Here is a 24,045-nt window from a genome sequence, read left to right as displayed (position 1 = left end):
GTATCTTCACCTATTCTTCGGCAAGAAAATCAACGGCGTATTGGGCGGCGAGCATGCTGCCCTTGGCGAGCACGCTTTCATCCACCTTGTAGAAGCAGGAGTGCTGGGCGAACGTGGCGCCAATCTGCGGGTTGCGGCAACCCACAAAGGCGAGCATACCGGGCACGTGCTGCAGGTAGGCGGAGAAGTCCTCGCCGGACAGGGTGCCGCGGTAGCGTCCCACGGCACCCTCGCCCAGTACCTTGACCAGCGCGGCGCGGGCGCGTTCGCTGGAAGCGGCTTCGTTCTCAACCTTGACGTTGGCGACGGTGTAGTCGGTGAGCTCGGCGTCGGCGCCAAGCGCCATGGCGGTGTGGGTGACAATGCGCTTGATCAGTTCGGGCATCATCTCGTGCGCGGTGTCGCTGTAGGTGCGCACGGTGCCGGTGAGGTAGGCGGATCCAGCGATGACGTTGCGCGCGGTGCCGCCGTGGATCTCACCCACGGTCACCACGGCGGGCTCGTAGGGGCTGATCTCGCGCGAGACGATGGTCTGCAGCGCGTTGACAATCTCGGCTGCGGCCATAACGGCGTCGGCGCCGCGCTGGGGCATGGCCCCGTGGCAGGAGGTGCCGTGGATGTCGATGCGGAACCAGTCGGTGTTGGCCATGCGCGGACCGGGCTCCACGGAGATCTTGCCGGCGTCCACCTCGCTCCAAATGTGCATGGCGAATGCCCCGTCCACGCCCTCGGTGACGCCCTGGTTGCACATCATCTTGGCGCCCTTGCCGTTTTCTTCGGAGGGTTGGAAGACAATGCGGATCTCGCCATGGATGTCATCGGTCATATGGCGAAGGATCTGCAGGGTGCCCAGCATCATGGCGATGTGGCAGTCGTGTCCGCAGGCGTGCATGTAACCCTCGTTGGCGCTCGCGTATTCAACGTCGGTGCGCTCGGTCACGGGCAGGGCGTCGATGTCCGCGCGCAGCAGCAGGCGGCGGCGCGGGGTGCCGTCTGCGCGATAGGCGTCCGGGGCGGTGCCGCGCAGGGTGGCGACCACGCCGGTTTCCAGCGGGCGCTCGTAGGGGATGTTCATGGCGTCAAGTTGCCCGCAGATGTCCGAGGTGGTGCGTACCTCGTGCAGGCTCGCCTCCGGATATTTATGGAAGTGGCGGCGCTGGCGGATGATATAGGGCTCGAATTCCGCGGCGATGTCCCGGATCGCCTGGGTGACTTCCTGCTCTGTATGGACGTGTTCGTGATCCATGATCTGCTGCGCCTTGGTCTTTGCCATGCTGATGTCCTTCCCCTGAGCTTTCGCATGCATTACGCTGCCCTAACTCTAGCACAGAGCCCCGTGCCCAATCGCCGCGCAGCGCCCGCGCGCTCACATAAATGCTGTGCTTCGCGCACGCGCGTGGCGCTACCATGTGGCGTAGTTGGAACTACTTCTGGTAAGGCGGCTTGGCATGGCTCTCAAGGCTGATTACATCGTGCGCTCGCAGCGCGTGTTCACCTCTGCTCCCGGCGTAGCATCCGCGCGCCCGTTGGCGTTCGCGGTCGCGGCCGATCGCATCGCGTATGTGGACGAGTTCGATCGCGTGCAGGCGGAGGCGGGCCCGGGCACGCCGGTGGTGGATTTGGGCGATGCCCTGGTGTGCCCCGGTTTTCATGACGCGCACCTGCATTTCTTCCATACCGCGCTGGGAAGCTCGCCCTACATGCTGATGGACATGGGCAAAAGCGAGGCCGATCTGATGGCCAAGACAAGGGCGTTTGCGGCGTCGTTGCCGGACGATGCCTGGGTAATCACCCAGGGCTGGCGCGATTACCGTTGGGATCCGCCCTTGCCGCCCACCAAGCGTTCGCTCGATGAGGCGTTCCCCGACCGTCCCTGCGCCATGTATTCCGGCGACGGGCACACCATGTGGCTCAACTCGCGCGCGCTGGAGCTTGTGGGCATCACCCGCGACTCCGTGCCCCCACAGGGTGGCGCCTACGATAAGGATCAAAACGGCGAACTCACGGGCATTGTTCGCGAGGCCGCGGCCATGCAGCTGCTGCCGCGTATGCTCGAGTGGATCTCGCCGGAGCGCATCGAGCACGTCTACGCCGACCAGATGGCGCGCATGGCGCAGCAGGGCATCACGTCCATCTGCGACATGTCGCTCATGCCGCTGCCGGGCCTGGACTTTATTCGCGAGGATATATATGAGGCGCTGGAGTCCCGCGACCAGCTGACCCTGCGCGCGCACCTGTTCCCCACGCTGCTAGACGACCAGTCCCGCCTGGAAGCCATGCAGGATCGCTACCGCGAGAGCGCCCTTCTGCGAGCCCCGGGCTTCAAGCAGTTCTTCGACGGCGTGTCCAGCCAGCACACCGCCTACCTTACCGACCCGTATTCCAACCCGCATTTCCCGGGCGACCGCGGGCGCCTTACCGTGCCGGCGGAGAAGATGCGCGCCATGGTGCTCGCTGCCGCCGAGCGCGGACACGCCGTGCGCATTCATACCATCGGCGATGGCGCCATCCATGAGGCGCTGGACATCTTTGAAGAGGCTCGCCGCCGCTTTGGCGCGCCCACGCAGGGTCGAAACACGCTGGAGCATCTGGAGAACCTGCTGCCCGGCGACATCGACCGCCTGCGCGAGCTGGGCGTTCTCGCGTCCTCGCAGCCCTGCCACATCACGCTGGATCCGGGCGGCCCGGAGCGCGATCTGGGCCCGGAGCGCAGCCGCATCATGTGGCCCTTTGCTACCTACCTTGCGCGCGGCGTGGACCAGGCGTTTGGCACCGACTCGCCCATCACGCCCGTGACCAGCATGAATGTACTCTATACGGCCGTTACGCGACAAGATCCGTTTACGCATGAGCCTGCGGGCGGCTGGCTGCCCGGCGAGCGCATCAGTGCCGCGGACGCGGTGCGCATCTACACCGCCGGCAGCGCCGCCGCGGTGGGGCGTGAGGACGAGTTGGGGCAGATCGCGCCGGGTATGCTGGCAGATTTCATCGTCCTCGATCGCGACATCGCCGCATGCGACCCGCAAGAGATCCAGTCCGTGCGGGTGCTCGCTACCTACGTGGGCGGACGCCAGGTGTTCGAGCGGTAGGGGGGGCTTCAAATTAGGGCTAAGTGTCAAATTGAGAGGGCTGGTTGCGCTGGGCGGGAGCTTAGAGCGTTGGTGACTCGTTTTTAGTCTAGGGGTTGATTGGGGTGGCTTCGGTTTGTGCCGTCTCGTCTGTTGTTGCGAAAAGGCTTCTGGCCAAAAATGGCACAAGTGCGTGAGCGGCTCAGCGTGCCGACGCTCTGGCATCTTGGCGCGCCGCCGCCTTCCCGTCCGCTTGAGCTACCTGAAACAATTTGCTTCCTTGTGAACATGCGAACCCTTGCTCCGTTTTGTATCTTGGAGTCAGGGTTCGCGCTATTATGCCCATCATCTACGTTATCTGGCCCCTTTACGTAAGTCGGTGCCGAGCGCCGCGCCGTAAAGCCCTGCGCATTGCACCGGGTGTCTCCAATTCTGCTGCTGAAGGAGCGCCTTGCACCGCACCACCGCCCCAATGGCAACCGCTCATGTGGCGGGGCAACATGCTGCTTGGCGCTTCTACTTCGAATGCTTGTTCATATACCGCAGACGCTTGGCGCGTTCTTGACACGCGGAGCAACAGTATTGCGTGTCGAGACGGCGGTTCATTTCGCGCGGAGTGAAGGTGCGCCTGCATTCTGGATTAGCGCAGGTGCGGTAGGCGTTGTTGTTGAGCAATCCGCGCGCGAGCTGGATGAAGACGCCGTCGATCAGACCGTAGGAGCGCTTGTGCTCCGCCCCGTCCGTCACGAGCTGAATCAAGGGCACCACCTTTCCGAGGATTATGGATAGGTATTCCGATGCCTCCTTGGCGTTGAGGGCTTCTAGGACCGTCATTGGTCCAAGGTCCTCCCGCTGCACTCGCAGTAGGTCGCGGACGACCGCTTGCGCGTCGAGCACCGTCGCGATTGCCTCGCGAAACGAGACGGCGCTCAGCTGATTGATGAGGATGGCATCCACGAATTCTTCGTTTGGAACGGCGTCGTAGAGTGCCTGGGATGCCTTGATTCCCGCCAGTTGATCCACATGGCGGCGCTCGCGCGCGCCCGCGAAGACATCTCCATCCGGCTCGGGGCGCAGGACCGCGTGCATATCCTTGTCATCAGGCTTGTGCTTGCGTGCGCCGGTGATGCGTCCGTACTTTCTCTGGAAGGCGAGCAGATCTTGAATATCGAGGGGGTTCAAGTCGAGAAACTCGTTGCAGTAGAAGCCTTTGGGGAGGACGTGCGTGGGTTGGGTTCCCTCCTGAATAAGCTGCATATTCATCGTGAAACAGCAAGTATCGAGGTCTTGGGGTTCTACTACGGTTTTCGATCGAGATCCAAATTCATCAAAGTACTCCAGCGTCCCTGCTCCCATCGTCCATATAGGAAGAGTGCATACGGGAACCTCTTCTGGTAGGGGTACAGACGCGAACTTGAATGTGATTTCTGCTTTGACGGGTTGGTGAATGAGGTCCTCTTCGCTCGTCTGGATTCCATTTTGGCCCACAATCGAATTCCTCTCTAACTAGATACTGTAACTAGTTAGTTATTATAGCTAGACATACTATGAAATCAAGGCGGGAATAGGCCCGTTTCTTGAGTAGGAAGGGGTTTCATTTTGAACTATGAAACCTACCGAGGCGTTTTCAACGCTGACATTAATGCGGGGGCAACGCCGTATGGAGAATGGGATATGCCACTTATGTGTTGTGTAGACGCTATTCCGCCCTCGTTGGTTCCCTATGATCGAATAAACAGGGAAGTGGATCACGATAAATGGGTTCACTTTTGTATCCATGATGCTCGTTTTATGAGCTTGTGGCGCAATCCTTGGAATCAATTGCCTCGACTTCAGTGTTTTAAGGGGTGCATTGCTCCTGATTTCAGCATGTTCTGGGCCTATCCACGTTATATGCAGCTTGAAGCCGTTTGCCGCAGTCGCGCTATTGGAGCATGGATGCAACGTAATGGGTGCGTAGGCGTACCATTTTTGCGTTGGGGCCTTAAGAACACGTACGATTTTTCATTTTCTGCTGTAGAGCCTGAAGGCACGATTGCCGTTGGAACAATTGGCTGCTTTGGCAACAGGGAGACGAGGAAGGTGTTCGAGGACGGTTTTGGTCCGATGCGAGAGATTGTGAGGCCGAAGCGGGTTTTGGTGATAGGTTCTGATCGTAGCGGTGTGTTTGATGAAGCGCGTCAAGACGGTATCGAAATCATTTCATATGAGGGAGAAACGGCTCGTTACTATCGCGAGAAGGGCGTGCGCAATGGGATCGGCTAGGGGGGATACAATGGCTTTGCGGGCGGGCAGATCACTCGAGGAGAATCTGGAAGAGCTCGTTAAGCATTTCCCGGTGGATGAGAGAGGATACTTTGGGACTAAGGGCGTTTCGCGGAAGGAGCAGATTCGCAACATCGCCGCGGAAGCGCCTGGCCGCACTGCCGCGGAGTTTGCTGCTATGGCAGCGGCGAACCCCTCTGTCGTTAGGCCGCTTCCCGACAAAGGTTTCATGTGGATCATGCGCGATGGCGGCAGGGTGACGTATCGGTGGACGTCAACTTCCGATGGAACACCGGTGGTTGAATTATCCTGCAATGGCGTCTTGGGTATCGCGGATCAGAAGATACACTTTGTTCCCTCAAGAAAGGGGAAGCGATGATGATCGATATGGATATGCGTTTTAGCAACGAGGAGATCGAACTGCTTTGCGGGGTCAAGGGTAGCGCCCTCGAAGCGATTGGCTACGTGCCCATTACGAGTGGATTGGCATTCGGACGCGTGCGGCTCTATTTTGGCGGCGGAGCAGTTGATATCGTTTCCAGCATGCACGATATCGACTATTCCGGCGATGGAGAGGTTGATGATGACGATGCCTTTCTTTCCATCGAGCAGGGCTTGGGCAGCGTTGCCGCTTTGAGCGAACTTTCGGGGGAGGAGATGCGTGTGGAGTGCGGCAAGGTCGTAAAGCGTGTTCTGGTGGCGCAGGATTCGGTTGATTCCTACGAGGATGGCAAGCTGACGTTCAAAACTGCCTATCCCCAGGCGGTGCTGTTTGATTTTGGAGATCAGATGATGAGCATCGATAAACAAGCTTGCAATTGGATGATGCTTACGGTGAAGTTTGGCAAAAGCGTTGATGAGTTGGTATATGACTCGGAAAAAGGATGGGAGGTTAATTCAGAAGGTTCACCAGAGATTCGCAACGAATTTAAGCGGGAAATACTGGAGCTGTAGCCCGTAATGTTCGCAAGGTTGTTATTGGATTTTACGGGTAACTTCGAGAAAGGGGTGTTTCTATGGTTTTGTTAACCATAGAAACTTGAGTTTTTCGGTATAGCCCGTTCGGGCGCCTTCTCGTCCGCCGTGTTGTCCGCGCCGTGGCACAGGCCGAGCATGGGGACGTGTCCCGTATAATGGCGTAGATAACCTTGAGCCATTTCCTGGTCATCGCCTTCAGTGTCTTGCTGCGCCTCATTCCCCTCGCGTTGTACTCCTCGTAGCACCTTCCGAGTCTGCTATCGTGCCGATGGGGGAGTTGCAGGTGAATGCCAGCAGGCTCTTGAGCTGCTTGTTTCCACTGTACTGCGGGGTGGTGGACCCCACGCCGGTATCGGACCTGCTGTCTGCCGGCGTCGGCGTGCTGTTAAGGGCGGGCGGTTGAGAGCGCATGGGCGAGAGCGTATTCATGCCCGGACCTCCATCTGCCGCCCATGCAATGCCTCCCGCACGATATACCGTAATGCTACAGGCAATATACGATATTATCGTGCGGGTGAGCAAGTTGATGGATTTGACGGAGCGCTCCAAGAACAAGGCTGCTCAAATGGGCGCCCAGGATGGGAACCATAGGGCTGAGGGCATGCGGTCCAAGCATGATGGCCATGTTGCTCAGAGGCTCGCCGCGGTTAAGCGGGGCGCCGCCCTGTATGGGGAGGCGCTCGAGCAGCTGGGCGTTGAGAAGGCTTCTCTTCGTCGCACGGAGTTTGCCAACCAGCCCTACGCTGACTTGCGCGAGGCGGCGCTTTTGGAGAAGTACCAGCCGGGCGAGGGCGCCTACTCCAGCTAGCAACTGAACCTCGGCTGGAGGTTTACAGTTCGACGTGCTGTCTTTGGACTGCCCAACATCAGCGTGGCCTTCTATATCCATTCGGTGACGCGCCGTATGGGCGTATCACCGAATGGAACGGTGTTGCCTTATCAACGGGAACTTGCGAGGCCTCTGAACTATCTGAATTTACAGGGATAAAAAGCCCTGTTCAAACGCATTGGGGAACGGGAACGTACGGGCTTTGGGGTTGCCGCGTTTGTCAACTCCAAGAGTCACCTCGATAGAGCCGTGTTCGCGATCGATGCTAATGACTTCGCCGTAGCCAAACGCCTTATGAAAGACCGTATCTCCGGGTTTCAGCGAGTTGAGGTTTGCCTCAGCTATAGCGGTCGGAACGTGTAAGTCGAGTCTTCGCTCCGCGGGGTATCCAGTGAGCCACCATCCCGCGCGACCCATTGTTGCTCTGTTGCCGCGGAAGGTTAATTCAAACTTCGCTCCACGCTTGGAGAGCTTTTCCATTGTGCTATCGAGCTCTCCGCCGCCGATGACCCAAAGCTCACCGCCGTTCGCGCCGCGCAGGTCTGTATATTTGAGCTCTTGCTCTTCCAGGAACTCTACAACCCAGTCGCGTTTCGAAGGCACGACGGCGGTAGGGCTGAAAGATGCATCGTCGCTCGGGGCTTTCGTCCTTTTAGCTTCAGCAGCCGTTCTGGGCTGCGAAGAGAATTCGACTGTACCAGGATCTGTTGGGGGAGTGGCGGATCCAGAGGTGTCGACGGCGCCGGTTGTCCGTATCATTCGACCGGTTTCATCAAGCAGGGTATCCTGACGGGCCATCTCCGCGAAGTCCTCTTTGGTCAGGGAGGTGTCGAACAGGCCTACGCGTGCATCGTAGCTGTGCTTCTCGATGCCGGTATAGGAGAGGCTCGCGTCTTCGTAGCGACGGAACTTGTACACCGCATCGTTCATCACGGAGTCTCGGAACACACCGAGCGAGACCAGCAGCTCAAAGTCCTTCACCGAGAGGCCGGTGACCTTTTTGAACAGGCCGGGCTCCAGCTGCGTGATGACTTCTTTAAGGCTTTGCTCGCGGTAGTCGGTAAGGTACATGAATACGGGGATGCGCGTGGCGAATTTGATCAGCTTCTCTTGGATTTGTTTGCGCTTGCTTTTGAATTCCCTTTCTTCTTGCGTGAGCTCCTTGCTCTCCTTAGCGCTGAGCTCGCCGCCTTCTTTCTTGACCTTCTTGACGTGCTCGGACTTGTTGATGATGGTCTCGATGTCATCGTTGAGGCTGCGGAAACCCTCGATGTTGGCAAGCGCCTCCATGGCTTCGGCGTTCTCAAGCAAGCGGCGCAGCGTGTCATTGTCGACGTTGACCAAAAGGGCGCTTTCCCAACGGCGCGCCAGCAGGGTTGCCGAGGTTCCCGCCATGGCAATGTCCAGGATGTCCGCCGCATCCACCTCGCGCATGGCGCTGCCGTCGTAGGCGAGTACGGGCAGGAACTTGATGAAGTCCGCGACCTTCTTCTCGGGATTCGGTTCATCCACGGAGAGCTGGCAGCTGTAGTCGGACACCATTGCGAGAGCGCGGTCGAGGGCGAAGTCGAACACGTAGCACTCCTGCTTGATGACCTGTGTGCTTCCGTTCTCGTCCTTGGCGGTCCAAGGGCTTTGCACGCGGAAGGCGGTTTGGAAATACGTCTCGGGGCTCTTGAGGTTGCGCAGCATGAACACGCCGGTCCACGGGCGGATGGTGACGCCGGTGGTGAGTTTGCCGCACGAGAGCGTGATGGTTTTCGATTTCAACGGATTGCCCATGGCGCGACGCACGGGCTCTACGGCATCGAGGCCTATGCCTGCCTTTGTTCCGGCGGCAACAAGTACCTGATAGTTGTGGTAGAAGGTGTTCTGCTGCTCGGCCAGCAGGTTCGCCATGGCATGGCACGACGCCACGTTGGGCAAAAACCACAATGTGTGGTTGAGGTTGGCAAGCAGGGCCGCGTGGCTAAAGGGCAGTACGGGTTTTCGGGCGCCCATTTTGAGCTCGTCGGTGGTGGTCTCAGTGAATGCGCCGCGGATGAGGTCGAGCCACTTCTGGACGTAGTCCTTGTACTTGAATTGGGCCTCGGCGCCTTCGCCGGTTGCGGAGAAGAACACGTTGAGGTCGAACTCATCGAACTCTCCTGCGCGTGCCACGCGGGTAATGGAATCGGGCACCTTGTAGGTCATGAGGACCATGCGGGGTAGGGCTTCGTACGGGTTCGGCTTAAACGGGTGCGACCGCGCCCAGTCCTGCTTGGCCTGCTGTTCGTCGGAGTAGGTCCAGTTGAAAATCTGGTCCTCGATGAACTCGCCGGAGGTGAGCGCGCGGAAGGGCGTGCCGGAGAGGTAGAGGTAGCGATCCGATTGGATGGGCAGCCACGTCTCATCGATGTTGTTGCCCTTTGACGCCGCAGCGAGTTCCTTCTCTGTAGACTCGACCACGCCGTCCTCGTCCGTTGATGCGGCGAAGAGTTTCTGCGCGCTATCGCGCCATGCTCCAAAGTGGTATTCGTCAAAGGCGACAAGGTCCCAATGCTCTAGATGAACCCACTCGTTGTGCGGCTTGATGGCACCGGTGGCGCGGTCCACACCTAAGAAGTCCTGGAACGAACCGAAGCAGACGATGGGGCGCGCGGGATCGCACTCCTCATAAGTTAGGGTGTCGCGCGAGACGAACTGCCAGCCCTCGAAGTCGATATGGCTCTCGAGGTCCTCGCGCCATGCGTCTTCGACGGCGGGCTTGAAGGTAAGCACGAGTACGCGCTTCATGTTCATACGGCGTGCGAGCTGGTAGGTGGCAAAGGTTTTGCCAAAGCGCATCTTGGCGTTCCAGAGGAACTTGGGCGCATTGCGGTTGCCTGGCTGCTCGCATGCGCGGAAGTACGCCTCGGTCTTGTTGACGGCATCGAGCTGCTCGGGACGCATGGAGAAGTCTTCGGTGCGTTCGCGTTCGTAGCTAGTGCGATCGCGAACCGCGAGCCAGGCGTTGCGCACATCGTCTGCTGTGCAGCGGAACCACTCGCCACCGACGTTCTCAAAGCCGTTGGCGGCGAGTTTCTTGTGTACTGCGTGGTCCATGAACGATGAGCCGTCCGCGCGCATGGCGCTTTCGGCAAAGACAATCTCATACGGCTTGCCCTTGCCAGGTTGAATGACGGGGAATTGCTGCGCCACGCGCTTCTCCACGTCTATCTCCGTATAGCCGACCTTGAGGTAGTTCGCGTGGTTCGGGTTCTTGTCGCGATACGCGTAGATGGAGGGGCAGATTTCCGGGCGAGAGGGGAAGAAGGTGCGGGATGCTGCCATGATAGACTCCTAAATCATTTCTGGAATGGTGCCCAGAACCGTCTGTCTCTCATTGCCAGACAGGTTATATTTCTCAAAGAGGTCTTCGTCCTTCCAGGGGCGTGACCAGTCTTGGCAGGGGACAAATTCGAATGATTTTGGCGCCATGTCTTGAGTGGATGTTCGTGTCGCAACTAGATATCTAACGAATCTTGTTTTGAGATAGGTAACGATGTTTTCAGCTGTTTCTCTGTCTTCACCAAGAACAATAACGTTGTAGGTGTTGGAACTGCAGCTTCCGGGCTCGCTGATTTTTGGATTGCCGAGAATCGAGCTGTTGGGATTTCCAGCTCGAGGAATCAGAACTTTATATGATTCAATTGCTTGTTGGTTTCGCGTGATATTTTTCGGCTGAATCCAACACGTTCCGTGTGCTACATAAACTTTTATGCAATAGTCTTCGGTCTGAGTTTTTCTAACAGGGTAGCTCGACGCGCCGTCAGCGGTTTGAAGCGTTCCCGTATCGCCATTCCAGACAATCCTGGTATGGAAGCCAAAATATCGTCCTGCATTCAATAGTGCTGACATTGGCTGTTCATTAAGCTGTTTTACCTTGTTGAGTACGGAGATTTGCGTCGTGCTTCGGATAAAGGTGCTCATCCCGGGCTCAAGAAGCGGACGCGTGCAGGAGGTTGTTTCGTTTCCATTGTGGGAGAATATGGTGCAGAGGCCCTCCGAATCGCGCTCGCGGAGGAAGTAGCAGACTCCGCCTTTGATCTCTACGCCCGGAAAGCAATCTGAGGCATTTGGATAATCGTGCAGGATTCGAATGTGGTGGTCATTCAGCATTTCTGATCTGAATGAATCGAGGCCTCTGCCTCCCACAAACCATCTAGCAGGAATAATCATTGCTAGGAATCTGGGTGATAGCTTTTTGGCCTGCTCGACAAACTTTTGATAAATGGGCATTGCCGATGCGCTGTTGCCGCCATCACTTAGTTGGTACGGCGGGTTTCCGACGATCACGTCGAATTTCATATTCAGAATCCTTTCCGGATCGTCGGTGTGGATGAATTCGTAGGCATAGGTTTCGAGTGCTTCGTCGCGGTCGTATTCGGCATTGGATGCCCCGCAGAATTTGCATCGCCCATTTGCCCATGTGTGCTGAACGGTTCGCTGCCTCACGTTTCCCTCGGAGCTGTCGAATTCGACGACGCTGAACCGCCCGTTGGGGAATTTGCTGCAGTACAGGCTCCGCCTTGATAGCAAGCTTGTGAGTTCGGTGATCGCGATGCCAAAGAGCTGTTCGTGCATGATGTGGTCGACACGCTCTTGCAGGTTGGGATATTCGCGCTCCAGTCCCTTGATGAACCGTTTTGCCGCCTCGCGTAGGAACACGCCTGATTTGCAGCATGGATCCAGGATCTTGATGGTAGGATCGCTCCAGATTTCGGGTGGCAGCATATCCAGAACATCGTTTGCCAGCTCGGGTGGTGTGAAGACCTCGTCATTGCTCAGGTTTGCCAGGCAGGTCAAAACGTCCGGGTTGTACGCCCTTTCAAGCAGGCTACTCATAGCGCTGCACCTCCCAGTAATTGGTGAGGGGGTATTCCTTTATCGCGGAGGGGATATAGGCATCGATTTCGGAGTCGTACTCCCAGTCCGTATGCGTTCGGATGCCGCCCTCATTTGCCTCGTCAAAAGAAAAGAGGGATAGGGTCTCGCCCATATTGGTGTTGCCGTCCAGCAGTTCGCTTAGCAAGAAGTCGCGTCGCTTCACCTTGTCGCCCGTTACAAGCGACCACTCGGCAAAAGTGATGGGGTTTCCGTTGGAGTCTTTGAGCGTGAGGGCGTCTCCGCACAGAACGTTTTTGTTGAGCAGGTAGCGGACTGCGTCGAGGAACGCTTCGTCTGGGTTTTTGATTGCTCGTCTTGCTTCCGATTCGACAATCTCGAACAGGCGGTCACGGCATTCCTGTGCGTTGTCTTCAAGAATGTCGACGCCGTATAGGCTGCTTACCGCCACGAAGGCATAGCGCATGTAATCATCGGGGTTCTTCTTGTATTGCTGGCTAACTGTGGCGAGCTTGCGCCGCAACACCTCAGCTAGGAAATTGCCGTTGCCGCAGGCGGGCTCCAGAAAGCGGGACTCGATTCGCTCGGTCTCCTGCTTGACCATGTCGAGCATCGCGTTGACTTCGCGCTCGTTTGTGAAGACCTCTCCGTGCTCCTGCACGCGCTGGCGAGATTTGACTTGCCGGGCCATAAAAGCAAACTCCGAAACCGATGTGGAATATAATCCACACCAGTCTAACTCCGAAATCTATTCTGTGGAATATAAACCTCATTATGGAATCTGTTCGTCAATACGATTGCTGTCATGAAGACAGGCAATGCGTACATATCCATTTACAGGGTCATTGGTATCAATGCCGCTAGGATTCGCGAACAGAAGGGTAAGTCCCAGGTGTTCGTGGCGGATCGAGCGGGCGTTGACAGATCTGCCTTGAATAAATTCGAAAGCGGAAAATACAATCCTTCAGTTGAGTGGCTCTGCAAGCTTGCCGACGGCTTGGAAGTTCCGGTGATTGAGTTCTTTTCGGGATTGGAAAAGGCATCTCCCGGCGATATAGCCAAGTCCATCCCTATCGCCAAAGCGGAATAGCGCGGTGCAGGATACTGCCCTTACTCTTGATATCAATTCAATATGCGTCGAGTTTAGAAACATAGAGTCCACTTGATACTCGACTCGATTTCGATGGGGATTCCCAGTTGACTCAACATTTTGCGTCCATTACTGGTGCAGGGGACTTGTGTGCCTGTTGGCGCTCAAGAAATCTAAGTGCCAATTAATAAGATTTTTTGCTATGGCGTTGTATAACTTCCAATTGCTGGGTACTATTCAGGGCGTACGAAAAATCGTAAGGGTTCGCATGGCACATAAAACCGTGCGACGAGTTAGGAGGAACACCTCATGCTTAAGCCTCTTGGTGACCGCGTTCTTGTCAAGCCCGATGCAGCAGAGCAGAAGACCGCTTCCGGTCTGTACATCGCCAGCAACGCCCAGGAGAAGCCGCAGCGCGGCGAGATCATCGCTGTGGGCGCCGGCAAGGTTGGCGAGAACGGCGAGCGCCTGCCCATGGACGTCAAGGTTGGCGACGTGGTGATCTACGGCAAGTTCGGTGGCAACGAGGTCAAGGTCGACGGTGAGACCTACCTGCTCATGCGCGCCGACGACATCTACGCCGTGGTCGAGTAGCTTCTCAGCTACTTCTCGTCCAAAAACGCGGATCTAAGGTCTGCGCATCCCGTATGCATTCCCGCATTCATTTTTGATGAACGTTTTCCTTATTGGAGGAATCTAAGATGGCAAAGAACATTACGTTCGACACCGACGCTCGCGCTAAGCTCGCCAAGGGCGTCAACACCCTGGCCGACGCCGTTACCGTTACCATGGGCCCCAAGGGCCGCTATGTGGCCCTGCAGCGTTCCTTTGGCGCTCCCACCATCACCAACGACGGCGTTTCCGTCGCTAAGGAGATCGAGCTCGAGGACAACATCGAGAACATGGGCGCCCAGCTGGTGAAGGAGGTCGCCACCAAGACCAACGACACCGTGGGTGACGGCACCACCACCGCGACCCTGCTTGCCCAGGCCATCGTGAACGACGGTCTTAAGAACGTCGCCGCCGGCGCTAACCCGCTGGCAATCCGCCGCGGTATCGACAAGGCCGTCAACGCCGCCGTCGCTGAGATGAAGAGCCTGGCCAAGCCGGTCGAGACCAAGGAGCAGATCGCTTCCGTTGGTACCATCTCCGCTGGCGACCCCGAGGTTGGCGCTAAGATCGCCGACGCTATGGACGTTGTGGGCAAGGACGGCGTCATCACCGTCGAGGATTCCCAGACCTTCGATATCACCATCGACACCGTCGAGGGCATGCAGTTCGACAAGGGCTATGTCTCCGCGTACTTTGTTACCGATAACGACCGCATGGAGGCCGTGATGAAGGATCCCTACATCCTCATCACCGACCAGAAGATCTCCAACGTTCAGGACATCATGCCTGTTCTCGAGGCTGTCTCCCGCGCTGGCAAGGGCCTGCTCATCATCGCTGAGGACATCGACGGCGAGGCTCTGCCCACCCTGGTCCTCAACAAGATCCGCGGCGCTCTGAACGTCTGCGCCGTCAAGGCCCCCGGCTACGGCGATCGCCGCAAGCGCATGCTCGAGGACATCGCTATCCTCACCGGCGGCCAGGCCGCTCTGGACGAGCTGGGCATCAAGGTAGCCGACATCACCGCTGAGATGCTGGGTACCGCCAAGTCCGTCACCATCACCAAGGACAACACCACCATCGTCGACGGTGCTGGCTCCAAGGAGGACATCGCTGCTCGCGTCGCCGCTATCAAGGGCGAGATGGAGCACACCGATTCCGAGTTCGACCGCGAGAAGCTCCAGGAGCGTCTGGCCAAGCTCTCCGGCGGCGTCGCCGTTATCAAGGTTGGTGCTGCTACCGAGACCGAGCTCAAGGAGATCAAGCACCGCGTCGAGGACGCCCTGCAGGCTACCCGCGCTGCAGTTGAGGAGGGCATTGTCGCCGGCGGCGGCGTCGCCTTCATGGACGCTCTGCCCGCGCTGAACAACATCGAGGTCTCCGACCCCGAGGAGCAGATTGGTATCGACATCATCAAGAAGGCCCTGACTGCTCCTGTCGCCACCATCGCCAAGAACGCTGGCTACGAGGGCGCCGTCATCGTCGACAAGGTCTCTGAGCTGCCCGCTGGCGAGGGCCTCAACTCCGCTAACGGCGAGTGGGGCAACATGATCGAGATGGGCGTCCTGGACCCCGTCAAGGTCACCCGCACCACCCTGCAGAACGCCGCTTCCGTGGCTTCCCTGATCCTCATCACCGAGGCCACCGTTACCGACGTTCCCAAGAACACCCAGCTTGAGGACGCTATCGCGGCTGCTACCGCTGGCGCCCAGGGTGGCGGCATGTACTAATCTGCCGGCGCACGCTGACTTTTAAGGCCCCGGAGGGTTCCCCAAAGCGCTTGCTTTGGGAGTGCCCTCCGGGGCCTTTTTGCGTTTGGACGAAGTGCCGCTGAGCGGGTGCGTGGATGTTGCGCGGGCGATCCTCGTCCAAAGGCGCAAGGCCAAGTTGGTAGATGCAAGCGCGTTGAAGCAAGCGGGCTAAAGTCGGAAAATCATGAATAGGAATGTCGGAAAATCATTAACGAAACTATCGGAAAATCTATAATGGCGGACAAACATGCAGTTAGATTGGGTGTTCAGGGCACCGGGCACAGGATGTAACGTTATCTGAGGGGCGGCGGTAACTATGGGCGCTGAGTTCTGGTTACCGTTGTGTAGTTTGAGAAGAACTCGGGGCGCTGATGGGTCTCGGTGTATTCGAGCATAAGCCCCTCGGTATCAAAGGTGTGGCTGCGCATGACGGCGACGGCGTTGAAGCCGTCTAGGTCGATATTGTCCCGATCTGCCTGGGTGGCCGCTTCCACGGTGATGATGCGCCTGCTTGTGGCGATGCCTAGTCCAAGCTCTCCTTCTAGGTACTTGTAGATGCCGCTTTCTACAAGTTCCGGCGTGAGGCTGGATGCAATTGATTCTGGAATATAGCTTTCATCGGTCGATACCACTTGATCGTTCGCGCGACGGGAGCGCAGCGCCCTCACGAGCTTGGTGCCGACGGGAAAGCCCGTAAGCCTTGCCAAGTCCTCGTCTGCGGTTACTCGGTCCAGTGCAAGGCATCGGGTGCTGGCGGTGAAGCCCAGGCGTGCCGCCATCTCTTTGAACGTTTCAAGACCATCGTAGCCGTGTGACACATCGAGAGAGGGGTCGCGGATCACGCGCACGCCCTTGCCCTGCTGCGATTGCACGTAGCCGTCTGCGGCAAGCTGTGCCAGCGCGCGGCGCACCGAGCTGCGCGAGCAGGAATACGAGGTGGTGAGCTCGTTTTCGGAGGGGAGAAACGCGCCGTAGGCGATGTCTCCAGCTTCGATGCGTTTTTTTAGGTCTTGGTAGATTTCCTGGTAGACGGACTTGGCCATGGTTCCTCGATCGAATGGTTATGAAGCGGTTTGATTAATACAACGTATATACCAACTTGTACGAATATGCTAGCCCCTCGCGTTGTGCAGACCAGATTGCCATGAGCGGCAGCGTAAAAAACGCTCACGGCACAATTTCTACCGTTCGCGGGAACTCGTCCAATGCGCGTTGACTTGTTCGTACAAGTATCTGATTATGTAGTCACTCACTTGTACGAACAAGTATGACCGCATGGCGCCGGCGGTGTTCGAAGGGTGGGGGCGGTAGCTCCGCACAAGAGGGGAATTAAGAGGGGAAAGGAATTTCCTGCCATGATGCAGAAGATTCAGAAGTTTGGAGGTGCGATGTTCACCCCGGTCATGCTGTTCGCGTTTGCGGGCGTTGTGATCGGATTCGGCACGCTCTTCACCACCGAGGTCATCTTTGGACCTCTCGCCGCGCCGGGAACCATGTGGTACGGCGTATGGAACGTCATCCTTCAGGGTGGTTGGACCGTCTTTAACCAGCTGCCGTTGCTGTTCGCGGTATCGTTGCCTATTGGTCTTGCGAACAAGCAGAACGCTCGCTGCTGCATGGAAGCGCTTGTGGGCTACCTCACCTTCCAGTACTTTGTGAGCACCATGCTTTCGCAGTGGGGCGGCTTCTTTGGCGTCGACTTCGCCGCGGAGGTTGGCGGCACGTCCGGCTTGGCCATGATCGCCTCCATCAAGACGCTCGACATGGGCATGATCGGCGCCCTGGCGGTTTCCGGCATCATCATCGCCATCCACAACAAGTTCTACGAGGTAGAGCTTCCCGAGTGGCTGGGCGTGTTCGCGGGCTCCACGTTTGTCTACATCATCACCTTCTTTGTCATGTTGCCCGTAGCGTTTGTCGCCTGCCTTGGATGGCCCCATGTTCAGGACGGCATCCGCGCCTTCCAGGGCTTTGTCGCCACCACCGGCACGTTGGGCGTAGGCGTGTTCGCCTTCCTCGAGCGCGCGCTCATTCCGTTTGGCTTGCATCACCTTATGTACAGCCCGTTCTACTACGACAATGCCGTTGTCGATGGCGGCATCTACACCGCCTTCGCTACCGCGCTGCCCCAGATCGCCGCTTCCACCGACTCCCTCAAAGAGCTCGCTCCCTACGCGGCCTTCACCTGCTCTACCTGGTCCAAGATCTTTGGTTGCCCGGGAATCGCTCTCGCCTTCTTCGTCACGGCTAAGCCCGAGAAGAAAAAGGAGCTGCTGTCGCTGCTCATTCCCATCACCCTGACGGCGGTCTTCTGCGGCGTGACGGAGCCCATCGAGTTCACCTTCCTGTTCATCGCGCCCCCGCTCTTCATCGTCCACTGCGTGCTTGCCGCTCTGCTCGCCATGGCTATCAACATGGTTGGCTGCGTGGGCGTGTTCGCCGGCGGCATTATCGAGATCAGCTCGCTGAACTTCATTCCGCTTATGGCCAACCACTGGCAGCAGTACGCCATGGCCCTGGTCGTCGGCCTTGTGTTCACCGTCATCTGGTTTGTTGTCTTCCGTTTCCTTATCGTCAAGTTCGACTTCAAGACCCCTGGTCGCGAGGACGATGACGAGCAGGTCAAGTTCCGCAGCAAGGCCGAGTACCGCGCTGCCAAGAACGGCGAGCTCGCTTCTGGTGAGGGCGCCAAGGTGGACGAGTCCGACCCCTATGCCGTGATGGCCGCCGAGGTCCTGGAGCTTTTGGGCGGCGCCGACAACATTGTCGACGTGACCAACTGCGTGACCCGTCTGCGCGTCAACGTAAAGGACGAGACCCTGGTTGCCGACGACCCCGATTTCAAGAGCATCGGCACCAGCGGCATCGCCAAGAACGGCAAGGGCATGCAGGTCATCATCGGCCTCAAGGTACCCAAGGTCCGCGACCGTTTCGAGGCCCTGCTCTAAGGATTTACCCTGCGACAGCGCACCAGCATCTGCTCGGTATTTGGTATCAATCGGGCGCCGCACATGGCCGCGGCGGCGCCCCTTCAAAAAACCTTGCGGCCGGATCCAGGAGGGATCAACCATGGCTAAGTCCAGCTACGCAGTAACCATCGCCGGCGGCGGTTCCACCTTCACCCCTGGCATCGCCCTCATGCTGCTCAAAGAGCACGACCGTTTCCCTGTGGACAAGGTCATCTTCTACGACAACGACGCCGAGCGCCAGGAGATCGTTGCCAAGGCCTGCGAGATCTACTTCAAGGAGAACGCTCCCGAGCTCGACTTCTCCTACACCACCGACCCCGAGGAGGCCTTCACCGGCATCGACTTCGTTCTCGCCCACATCCGCGTTGGTAAGTACGCCATGCGCGAGCTGGACGAGAAGATTCCGCTGAAGTACGGCTGCGTGGGCCAGGAGACCTGCGGCGCTGGCGGCATCGCCTACGGCATGCGCTCCATCGGCGGCGTCATCGAGATCCTCGACTACATGGAGAAGTACTCCCCGGACGCCTGGATGCTCAACTACTCCAACCCCGCGGCGATCGTGGCCGAGGCCTGCCGCGTGCTGCGCCCCAACTCCAAGATCATCAACATCTGCGACATGCCCATCGACCTTATGGACAAGATGGCCGTCATGTGCGGACTCAATGACCACCGCGACCTGCAGTACAGCTACTACGGCCTGAACCACTACGGCTGGTTCACCAAGATCTTCGACAAGCAGGGCAACGACCTTATGCCCCAGATCAAGGAGCACATGGCCAAGAACGGCTACCTGGACGGCATCAGCCACGAGGAGGGCCAGGAGCAGCACATCGACGAGTCCTGGGTCCACACCTTCGGCAAGGCGAAGGACGTTTACGCGATCGATCCGGAGACCATCCCCAACACCTACCTCAAGTACTACACCTTCCCGGACTACGTGGTCGAGACCTCTAACCCCGACTACACCCGCGCCAACGAGGTTATGGATGGCCGCGAGAAGAAGGTCTTCGGCGCTTGCCGCAAGGTGATCGAGACCGGTACCGCCGAGGGCGCCGGCTTCGAGGCGGACGCTCACGCCACCTACATCGTGGACCTGGCGTGCGCGCTTGCCGAGAACACCGGAGAGCGCTTCCTGCTCATCGTCCCCAACGACGGAGCCGTCTCCAACTTCGACGAGACCGCCATGGTCGAGGTCCCCTGCATCGTGGGCTCCAACGGCTACGAGAAGATCTGCCAGGGCAAGGTCCCGCAGTGGCAGAAGGGCATGCTCGAGCAGCAGGTCTCCGTTGAGAAGCTTGTTGTCCAGGCCTGGGTCGAGGGCAGCTACCAGAAGCTGTGGCAGGCGCTGTCGCTTTCTGCCACCATCCCGTCTGCCAAGGTTGCAAAGCAGATTCTGGATGACCTTATCGAGGCCAACAAGGATTACTGGCCCGAGCTCAAGTAATCAAAAACCTTACGGCCGCGGCGGACGCATGTGCCGCTGCGGCACCCACCAGCGGGGGCGCGCTGCCGTATAGAAGGGGGACGGCGGCGCGCCCCGTGTGCAATCGAGCGCGAAAGGCGGAAATAGACGTGGCAAAGAAGACGAAGTCCCAATTGGCGGCTGCAGGTACCAAGATGGATCCCACTCGCACCGCGGTTGCGGATGCCGGGGGAGTCGCAGCGGATGGCCGCATGGGCAAGGGCGGCTGCGATTGGCATCTGGCGCCCTTGGACGAGAAAAATCTGTCGCGTCGCGAGCAGCTGACCGCGCGGATCTTCACCATGGTCCAAGTTGTTCTGTGCCTTGTCCTGGTCGCCACGGTGGTTTCGCTTTCCATGTCGGGAACGGGCCTTTCTGCCGACGGCTTGCAAGAGGCGTTCTCCACCAACCCCGCCATGACGGTGAGCTTCTTGAGCGCGTGCGCGCAGCCGTTCATCGCGTACCTGGTGCGCTTGGTCCGCCGGCATTACGTGGCGGGCGATGCGGGCTACGCTGCGGCGAACCTCATCGTCCTGCTCTGCGCCGAGATGATGCTGCAAAGCATGGTGGGCGTCGTCGCCATGGCGATCTTGCTGTGGCGCGTGTGGCGTCGCGGCGCCCAGGTGATGGGGGACTGGAGGCGCGGGCGCGGCGTCGCCGAAGTGCTCGCCGATGTATCCGGGTCTGTCGTCGTCCTCGCGCTGGCGGCCGTGTGCCTGTTCGCTTCCACGCGAATCGCGATGTAGGCATACGCCCGTCCGCCGTATTCGCATGCCGTCGTCGGCTGGGAGGAGTAGACTCGAGGTGTGTCTCATGGGCGCGGGGCATTTGGGGCCTCGCGCCTTTTGTTGGAAAGGAGCATCTGGATTATGACGAAGATCGCGGTTTTGGGCGGCGGCAACGGCGCGCATGCGGCTGCGGCCGATCTCGCACTGAGGGGCTTCGAGGTCAACATGTATGAGGACGAGCGCTTCGCCTCCAACATGCAGCAGGTGTTCGACACCCAAGAAATCGAGCTCTCCGGCGCCGCGGGCACCGGTACGGCAAAGCTCGCCATGGTCACGAGCGACCTTGCCGCCGCCATCGAGGGCGTGCACGTGATCCTGGTCGCGGTGCCCGCCTTCGCGCACGCTGCATATGCCGCTAAGCTCGCAGAGGTCGTCGCGCCCGGTCAGATCGTAGTCGTGCTGCCGGGCACCTTTGGTTCGCTCATGTTCTGGAAGGCGTTCAAGGAGCACGGCGTAAAGGACGTCTGCGTGGCGGAGACCCACACCCTGCCGTATGCCACGCGCTTGCTCGGCCAGGGCAAATCCCTTGTGATGAGCCGCTTCGACCCGCTGAAGGTCGGCGTCATGCCCGCCTCCCGCACCGATGAGGTTATCGCGGCGCTCGATGGCGTCTTCCCCGGCATCGAGGCCGTGGAGAGCGTCGTCGCATGCGGCCTGTCCAGCCTGAATCCCATCATCCATGTTCCGGGCTGCATCCTAAACGCCGGTCGCATCGAATATGCTAAGGGCGATTTCCACTTCTACACCGAGGGATTCACCGATTGCGTCGCCCGTCTCACCGAGGCGATCGACGCCGAGCGCATCGCGCTGCTCGACGCCATGGGCTACTCCTCCGACATCGCGGCGCACGGCATCGGCGGCGCGGTCGAGACCGATTCAATCAAGGAGGCGATCGCCGGAGACCCCAACTTCGCCAAGATCACCGGCCCCGCGAACCTTCAGAACCGCTACTACTCCGAGGACATCCCCTACGGCATCGCGACATGGGCAAAGCTCGCCCGCCTCATCGGCGTGCCCACGCCCGTGATGGACTCCCTGGTGAGCTTGGGCGGCGTGCTGCTCGAGAGCGATTGCTGGGAGGGCGGTCGCTCCATGGCGGAGCTCGGCATCGACGGCATGGGACTCGACGCTCTGCGCACCTACCTTGTCGAGGGCTAGCGACCGCTATCGATGCAAGTCGAACCCAAGGCCCCGGAAGGGCTTCCAAGTACGCCCGGCGCCAGCGCGGCGAAGCGTGCTTCAAGGAGGCCCTCCGGGGCCTTTTTCGTTTGGGTAGCGTCTGCGCAACCGGTGACGTCGACGCGGCCCATCATCGTCCAGAGAATCCATGCCTTCACGCCATGCCGGCATCGCGTTGGGCAAGAGTGCTCTACACTAATACCTTGCTCTGCGCGAACGCCTTGCGCGGGGCGGATACGCTACTAGCATGTGCTCAGGGGAGGGAAAGCGCCATGGCGCAGAATCACGACCTGTTTGACGACCTTATCGATATCAGCAAGGGGCTTGGAGCCCTTAAAGACCCACTGGGCGGGGTGACCGATGCGCTGATGGGCGCCGCTTCGCCCGATGCGCCGCATTGGAACCCGGCGGACTACAAGGAGCGTCCGCGCGCCAACACCATTCCGTGCATGGTGTGCAAGTACGACAAGAGCTCGTGCACCAAGTGCCTGGACGCCTGCCCGGTCGAGGCGATCGATATCGAGGACGGCGGCATCGAGATCATGGACACCTGCCGTAAATGCGGCCTGTGCGCCGCGGCGTGCCCCACGGAGGCGTTTGTGTCGCCGCGCATCCAGCCCAAGAAGCTCTACGATGCCATCGCCGCCGCGGCAGCCGCGCACGAGACGGCCTACGTTACCTGCACGCGCGCCCTGCGCCGCCTGCCCCGTGAGAACGAGGTGGTGTTGGCGTGCGTGGGCGATGTTACGCCCGAGGTGTGGTTCTCCGTGCTGGCGGACTACCCCAACGTGAGCGTGTACCTGCCGCTGGATATCTGCACCAACTGCCGCAACACCACCGGCGAGGAGATGCTGGGAGAGGCTATCGCCACGGCAGAGGAATGGAGCGGCGTCGGCATGGGCCTTGAGGTCGAGGCCAAGGACCTCAAGTGCGCTAAGCGCCGCGAGTACGAGCGCAAGGAGTTCATGGACAACATCATGCGCACCACGGGCCTGGCCGTCTCCAAGCTCAACCCCGCCACGGCAGCCCTGGCGTCGGTAAGCCAGCGCCTAAAGGCGCATTCGCAGCAGATCACCAATCTGGAGCGCACTCTCAACAAGGCGTGCGGCACCAACACGCAGAAGCGCCGCCGCATCCTTATGCAGAGGAACCAGCTGCTGCTCTCCACGCTGCAGGCGCATCCGGAGCTCGCCGAGAACGTTCGCGTGACGCGTCCCGAGTGCGATTTCTCCAAGTGCACCATGTGCGGGGAGTGCGTGGCGATGTGCCCCACCTTTGCGTGCGACCTCAAGGGCGCCGGCCGGTTTACGCTGGAATCCACCTACTGCGTGGGCTGCGGCCTGTGCGCGGAGGTGTGCCCGGACCACGCTATCGCCATGGTGGAGACCGACGCCGCCGAGCTCATCGTCCCGGATCCCGAGGAGGAAAAGCGCGCCGCCGAGGCCGAGAAGGCCAGGCAGGAGGCGCTCAAGGCGAAGGAAGAGGCGAAGAAGAAGCTTTCCGCCGCACTGGACAAGGTGGAGAAGCTGGCCGACTAGGGAGCGCGCCCGATTCCAGCCTTGTTTTGGGGCGCGCTTCGGAATAGCTCGGCTGTCCAAGGTCGCCCAAGCCGCCGCACCGGATTCAAACTGCATAAAAAAGCACGAGCGTGCGGTACAATAATCTGTTGACTATCAAGCGCGCCGCGACATGGGTGAGAATCTGGTCGCGGCGCGGCTTTTTAATATGAGTTGAACATTGTCAAGTGGCAAAACGTCCCCGCCCCCCGGGGAGCTACCGCGGGGGGCGGGGACGACCTATCTTCACCCGGGGGACGCGCCGCTTGAGGGCGTGTCTGCTCGACGCACGTTCGGCACTCTAATATCCGCGGGTCGGAACCGCATTTCGTTGCTACGGCTGGGGGCCTCCGGCTTCATCGCAGTCTCGTGGCGGGCGTGGCGGTCCCCCGCTGCCCAGAAAAAGGAACTGGAATGGCCTCCCAACGGCCTCGAGCGCGGCGCGCCCCGGGGTCGGACTCCTATCTCGCCGCGGGCGCTACCGGACCATGAGCGCTATCGCCCAGACCCAGCAGGCCATCTCGCGGGCCGTCGCGCAGTTCGCCACGCAGGGCCTCTTTCCCGCCTGCGACATGGCGTCGCGCCTGTCCTGCAGGCGGCGGTTGCACTTCGCGGCGTGCCTCGACGCCGCCGGC

19 protein-coding genes are annotated in these 24,045 nt (G+C 59.4%); 12 read left to right on the top strand and 7 right to left on the bottom strand.

Features of this window, described 5'->3' with window-relative positions; genetic code table 11:
• Positions 1-10: 10 nt before the first annotated feature.
• Complete coding sequence (locus tag HMPREF9452_RS09435; RefSeq protein WP_009141910.1) at positions 11-1,273, bottom strand: amidohydrolase; 1,263 nt, start codon at positions 1,271-1,273, stop codon at positions 11-13.
• Between the two features lie 175 nt (positions 1,274-1,448).
• On the opposite strand from HMPREF9452_RS09435, the gene HMPREF9452_RS09430 reads away from it, so the two are divergent.
• A complete protein-coding gene (locus HMPREF9452_RS09430; protein WP_009141909.1) occupies positions 1,449-3,089 on the top strand; it encodes an amidohydrolase in 1,641 nt (546 codons plus the stop codon).
• A 495-nt stretch (positions 3,090-3,584) separates the two neighbouring features.
• Here HMPREF9452_RS09430 and HMPREF9452_RS09425 read toward each other — a convergent pair whose 3' ends face one another.
• Positions 3,585-4,325, bottom strand: coding sequence for a hypothetical protein (locus tag HMPREF9452_RS09425; RefSeq protein ID WP_147568275.1), 741 nt, complete (start codon positions 4,323-4,325; stop codon positions 3,585-3,587).
• Between the two features lie 342 nt (positions 4,326-4,667).
• Between HMPREF9452_RS09425 and HMPREF9452_RS11640 the strand changes: the two genes are divergently transcribed.
• Positions 4,668-5,333 carry a DUF4417 domain-containing protein gene (locus tag HMPREF9452_RS11640; protein WP_147568274.1) on the top strand — a complete coding sequence of 222 codons (666 nt, stop codon included), beginning with the start codon at positions 4,668-4,670 and terminating at the stop codon, positions 5,331-5,333.
• 375 nt (positions 5,334-5,708) lie between these two features.
• Positions 5,709-6,287 carry a hypothetical protein gene (locus HMPREF9452_RS09410; RefSeq protein WP_040362936.1) on the top strand — a complete coding sequence of 193 codons (579 nt, stop codon included), beginning with the start codon at positions 5,709-5,711 and terminating at the stop codon, positions 6,285-6,287.
• 237 nt (positions 6,288-6,524) lie between these two features.
• Here HMPREF9452_RS09410 and HMPREF9452_RS09405 read toward each other — a convergent pair whose 3' ends face one another.
• Positions 6,525-6,740: a hypothetical protein gene (locus HMPREF9452_RS09405; protein WP_009141903.1), complete on the bottom strand. Its 216-nt coding sequence runs from the start codon at positions 6,738-6,740 to the stop codon at positions 6,525-6,527.
• Positions 6,741-6,792: 52 nt separating this feature from the next.
• Here HMPREF9452_RS09405 and HMPREF9452_RS09400 point away from each other — a divergent pair, with 52 nt between their 5' ends.
• The gene (locus tag HMPREF9452_RS09400; RefSeq protein WP_040362935.1) at positions 6,793-7,119 is read left to right on the top strand and encodes a hypothetical protein; all 327 of its coding nucleotides are present in this window, start codon (positions 6,793-6,795) and stop codon (positions 7,117-7,119) included.
• Positions 7,120-7,287: 168 nt separating this feature from the next.
• Here the strand turns inward: HMPREF9452_RS09400 and HMPREF9452_RS09395 are convergent, their stop codons facing one another.
• From HMPREF9452_RS09395 to HMPREF9452_RS09385, 3 genes are read right to left on the bottom strand one after another with little or no spacing between them, the layout of a single operon-like run.
• Complete coding sequence (locus HMPREF9452_RS09395; RefSeq protein ID WP_009141901.1) at positions 7,288-10,452, bottom strand: GIY-YIG nuclease family protein; 3,165 nt, start codon at positions 10,450-10,452, stop codon at positions 7,288-7,290.
• 9 nt (positions 10,453-10,461) lie between these two features.
• Positions 10,462-12,006, bottom strand: coding sequence for an Eco57I restriction-modification methylase domain-containing protein (locus HMPREF9452_RS09390; protein ID WP_009141900.1), 1,545 nt, complete (start codon positions 12,004-12,006; stop codon positions 10,462-10,464).
• Entirely contained in the window at positions 11,999-12,697 is a 699-nt protein-coding gene (locus HMPREF9452_RS09385) for a type III restriction endonuclease subunit M (RefSeq protein WP_009141899.1), read from the bottom strand. The genes HMPREF9452_RS09390 and HMPREF9452_RS09385 overlap by 8 nt, the downstream gene beginning before the upstream one ends.
• Positions 12,698-12,811: 114 nt before the next feature.
• Here HMPREF9452_RS09385 and HMPREF9452_RS09380 point away from each other — a divergent pair, with 114 nt between their 5' ends.
• The 3 genes from HMPREF9452_RS09380 (at position 12,812) to groL (ending at position 15,435) form a co-directional block, all read left to right on the top strand.
• Complete coding sequence (locus HMPREF9452_RS09380; RefSeq protein ID WP_009141898.1) at positions 12,812-13,096, top strand: helix-turn-helix domain-containing protein; 285 nt, start codon at positions 12,812-12,814, stop codon at positions 13,094-13,096.
• Between the two features lie 309 nt (positions 13,097-13,405).
• Positions 13,406-13,690, top strand: coding sequence for a co-chaperone GroES (gene groES, locus HMPREF9452_RS09375; RefSeq protein ID WP_009141897.1), 285 nt, complete (start codon positions 13,406-13,408; stop codon positions 13,688-13,690).
• A gap of 107 nt (positions 13,691-13,797) precedes the next feature.
• Positions 13,798-15,435, top strand: a complete 1,638-nt coding sequence (groL, locus tag HMPREF9452_RS09370) for a chaperonin GroEL (RefSeq protein ID WP_009141896.1) — start codon at positions 13,798-13,800, stop codon at positions 15,433-15,435.
• 335 nt (positions 15,436-15,770) lie between these two features.
• Here groL and HMPREF9452_RS09365 read toward each other — a convergent pair whose 3' ends face one another.
• Positions 15,771-16,499, bottom strand: a complete 729-nt coding sequence (locus HMPREF9452_RS09365) for a GntR family transcriptional regulator (RefSeq protein ID WP_009141895.1) — start codon at positions 16,497-16,499, stop codon at positions 15,771-15,773.
• Between the two features lie 312 nt (positions 16,500-16,811).
• Between HMPREF9452_RS09365 and HMPREF9452_RS09360 the strand changes: the two genes are divergently transcribed.
• From HMPREF9452_RS09360 to HMPREF9452_RS09340, 5 genes are all read left to right on the top strand, one after another.
• Positions 16,812-18,404: an alpha-glucoside-specific PTS transporter subunit IIBC gene (locus HMPREF9452_RS09360; RefSeq protein ID WP_009141894.1), complete on the top strand. Its 1,593-nt coding sequence runs from the start codon at positions 16,812-16,814 to the stop codon at positions 18,402-18,404.
• Between the two features lie 121 nt (positions 18,405-18,525).
• Positions 18,526-19,869: a 6-phospho-alpha-glucosidase gene (locus HMPREF9452_RS09355; protein ID WP_009141893.1), complete on the top strand. Its 1,344-nt coding sequence runs from the start codon at positions 18,526-18,528 to the stop codon at positions 19,867-19,869.
• 128 nt (positions 19,870-19,997) lie between these two features.
• Entirely contained in the window at positions 19,998-20,633 is a 636-nt protein-coding gene (locus tag HMPREF9452_RS09350) for a hypothetical protein (protein WP_009141892.1), read from the top strand.
• Between the two features lie 123 nt (positions 20,634-20,756).
• Positions 20,757-21,833: an NAD/NADP octopine/nopaline dehydrogenase family protein gene (locus HMPREF9452_RS09345; protein WP_009141891.1), complete on the top strand. Its 1,077-nt coding sequence runs from the start codon at positions 20,757-20,759 to the stop codon at positions 21,831-21,833.
• Between the two features lie 293 nt (positions 21,834-22,126).
• The gene (locus HMPREF9452_RS09340; protein WP_009141889.1) at positions 22,127-23,392 is read left to right on the top strand and encodes a 4Fe-4S binding protein; all 1,266 of its coding nucleotides are present in this window, start codon (positions 22,127-22,129) and stop codon (positions 23,390-23,392) included.
• Positions 23,393-24,045 lie beyond the last annotated feature (653 nt).

This window comes from Collinsella tanakaei YIT 12063 (assembly GCF_000225705.1).
GTDB lineage: Bacteria > Actinomycetota > Coriobacteriia > Coriobacteriales > Coriobacteriaceae > Collinsella > Collinsella tanakaei.
This window is presented reverse-complemented; position numbering and strand designations above follow the sequence as displayed.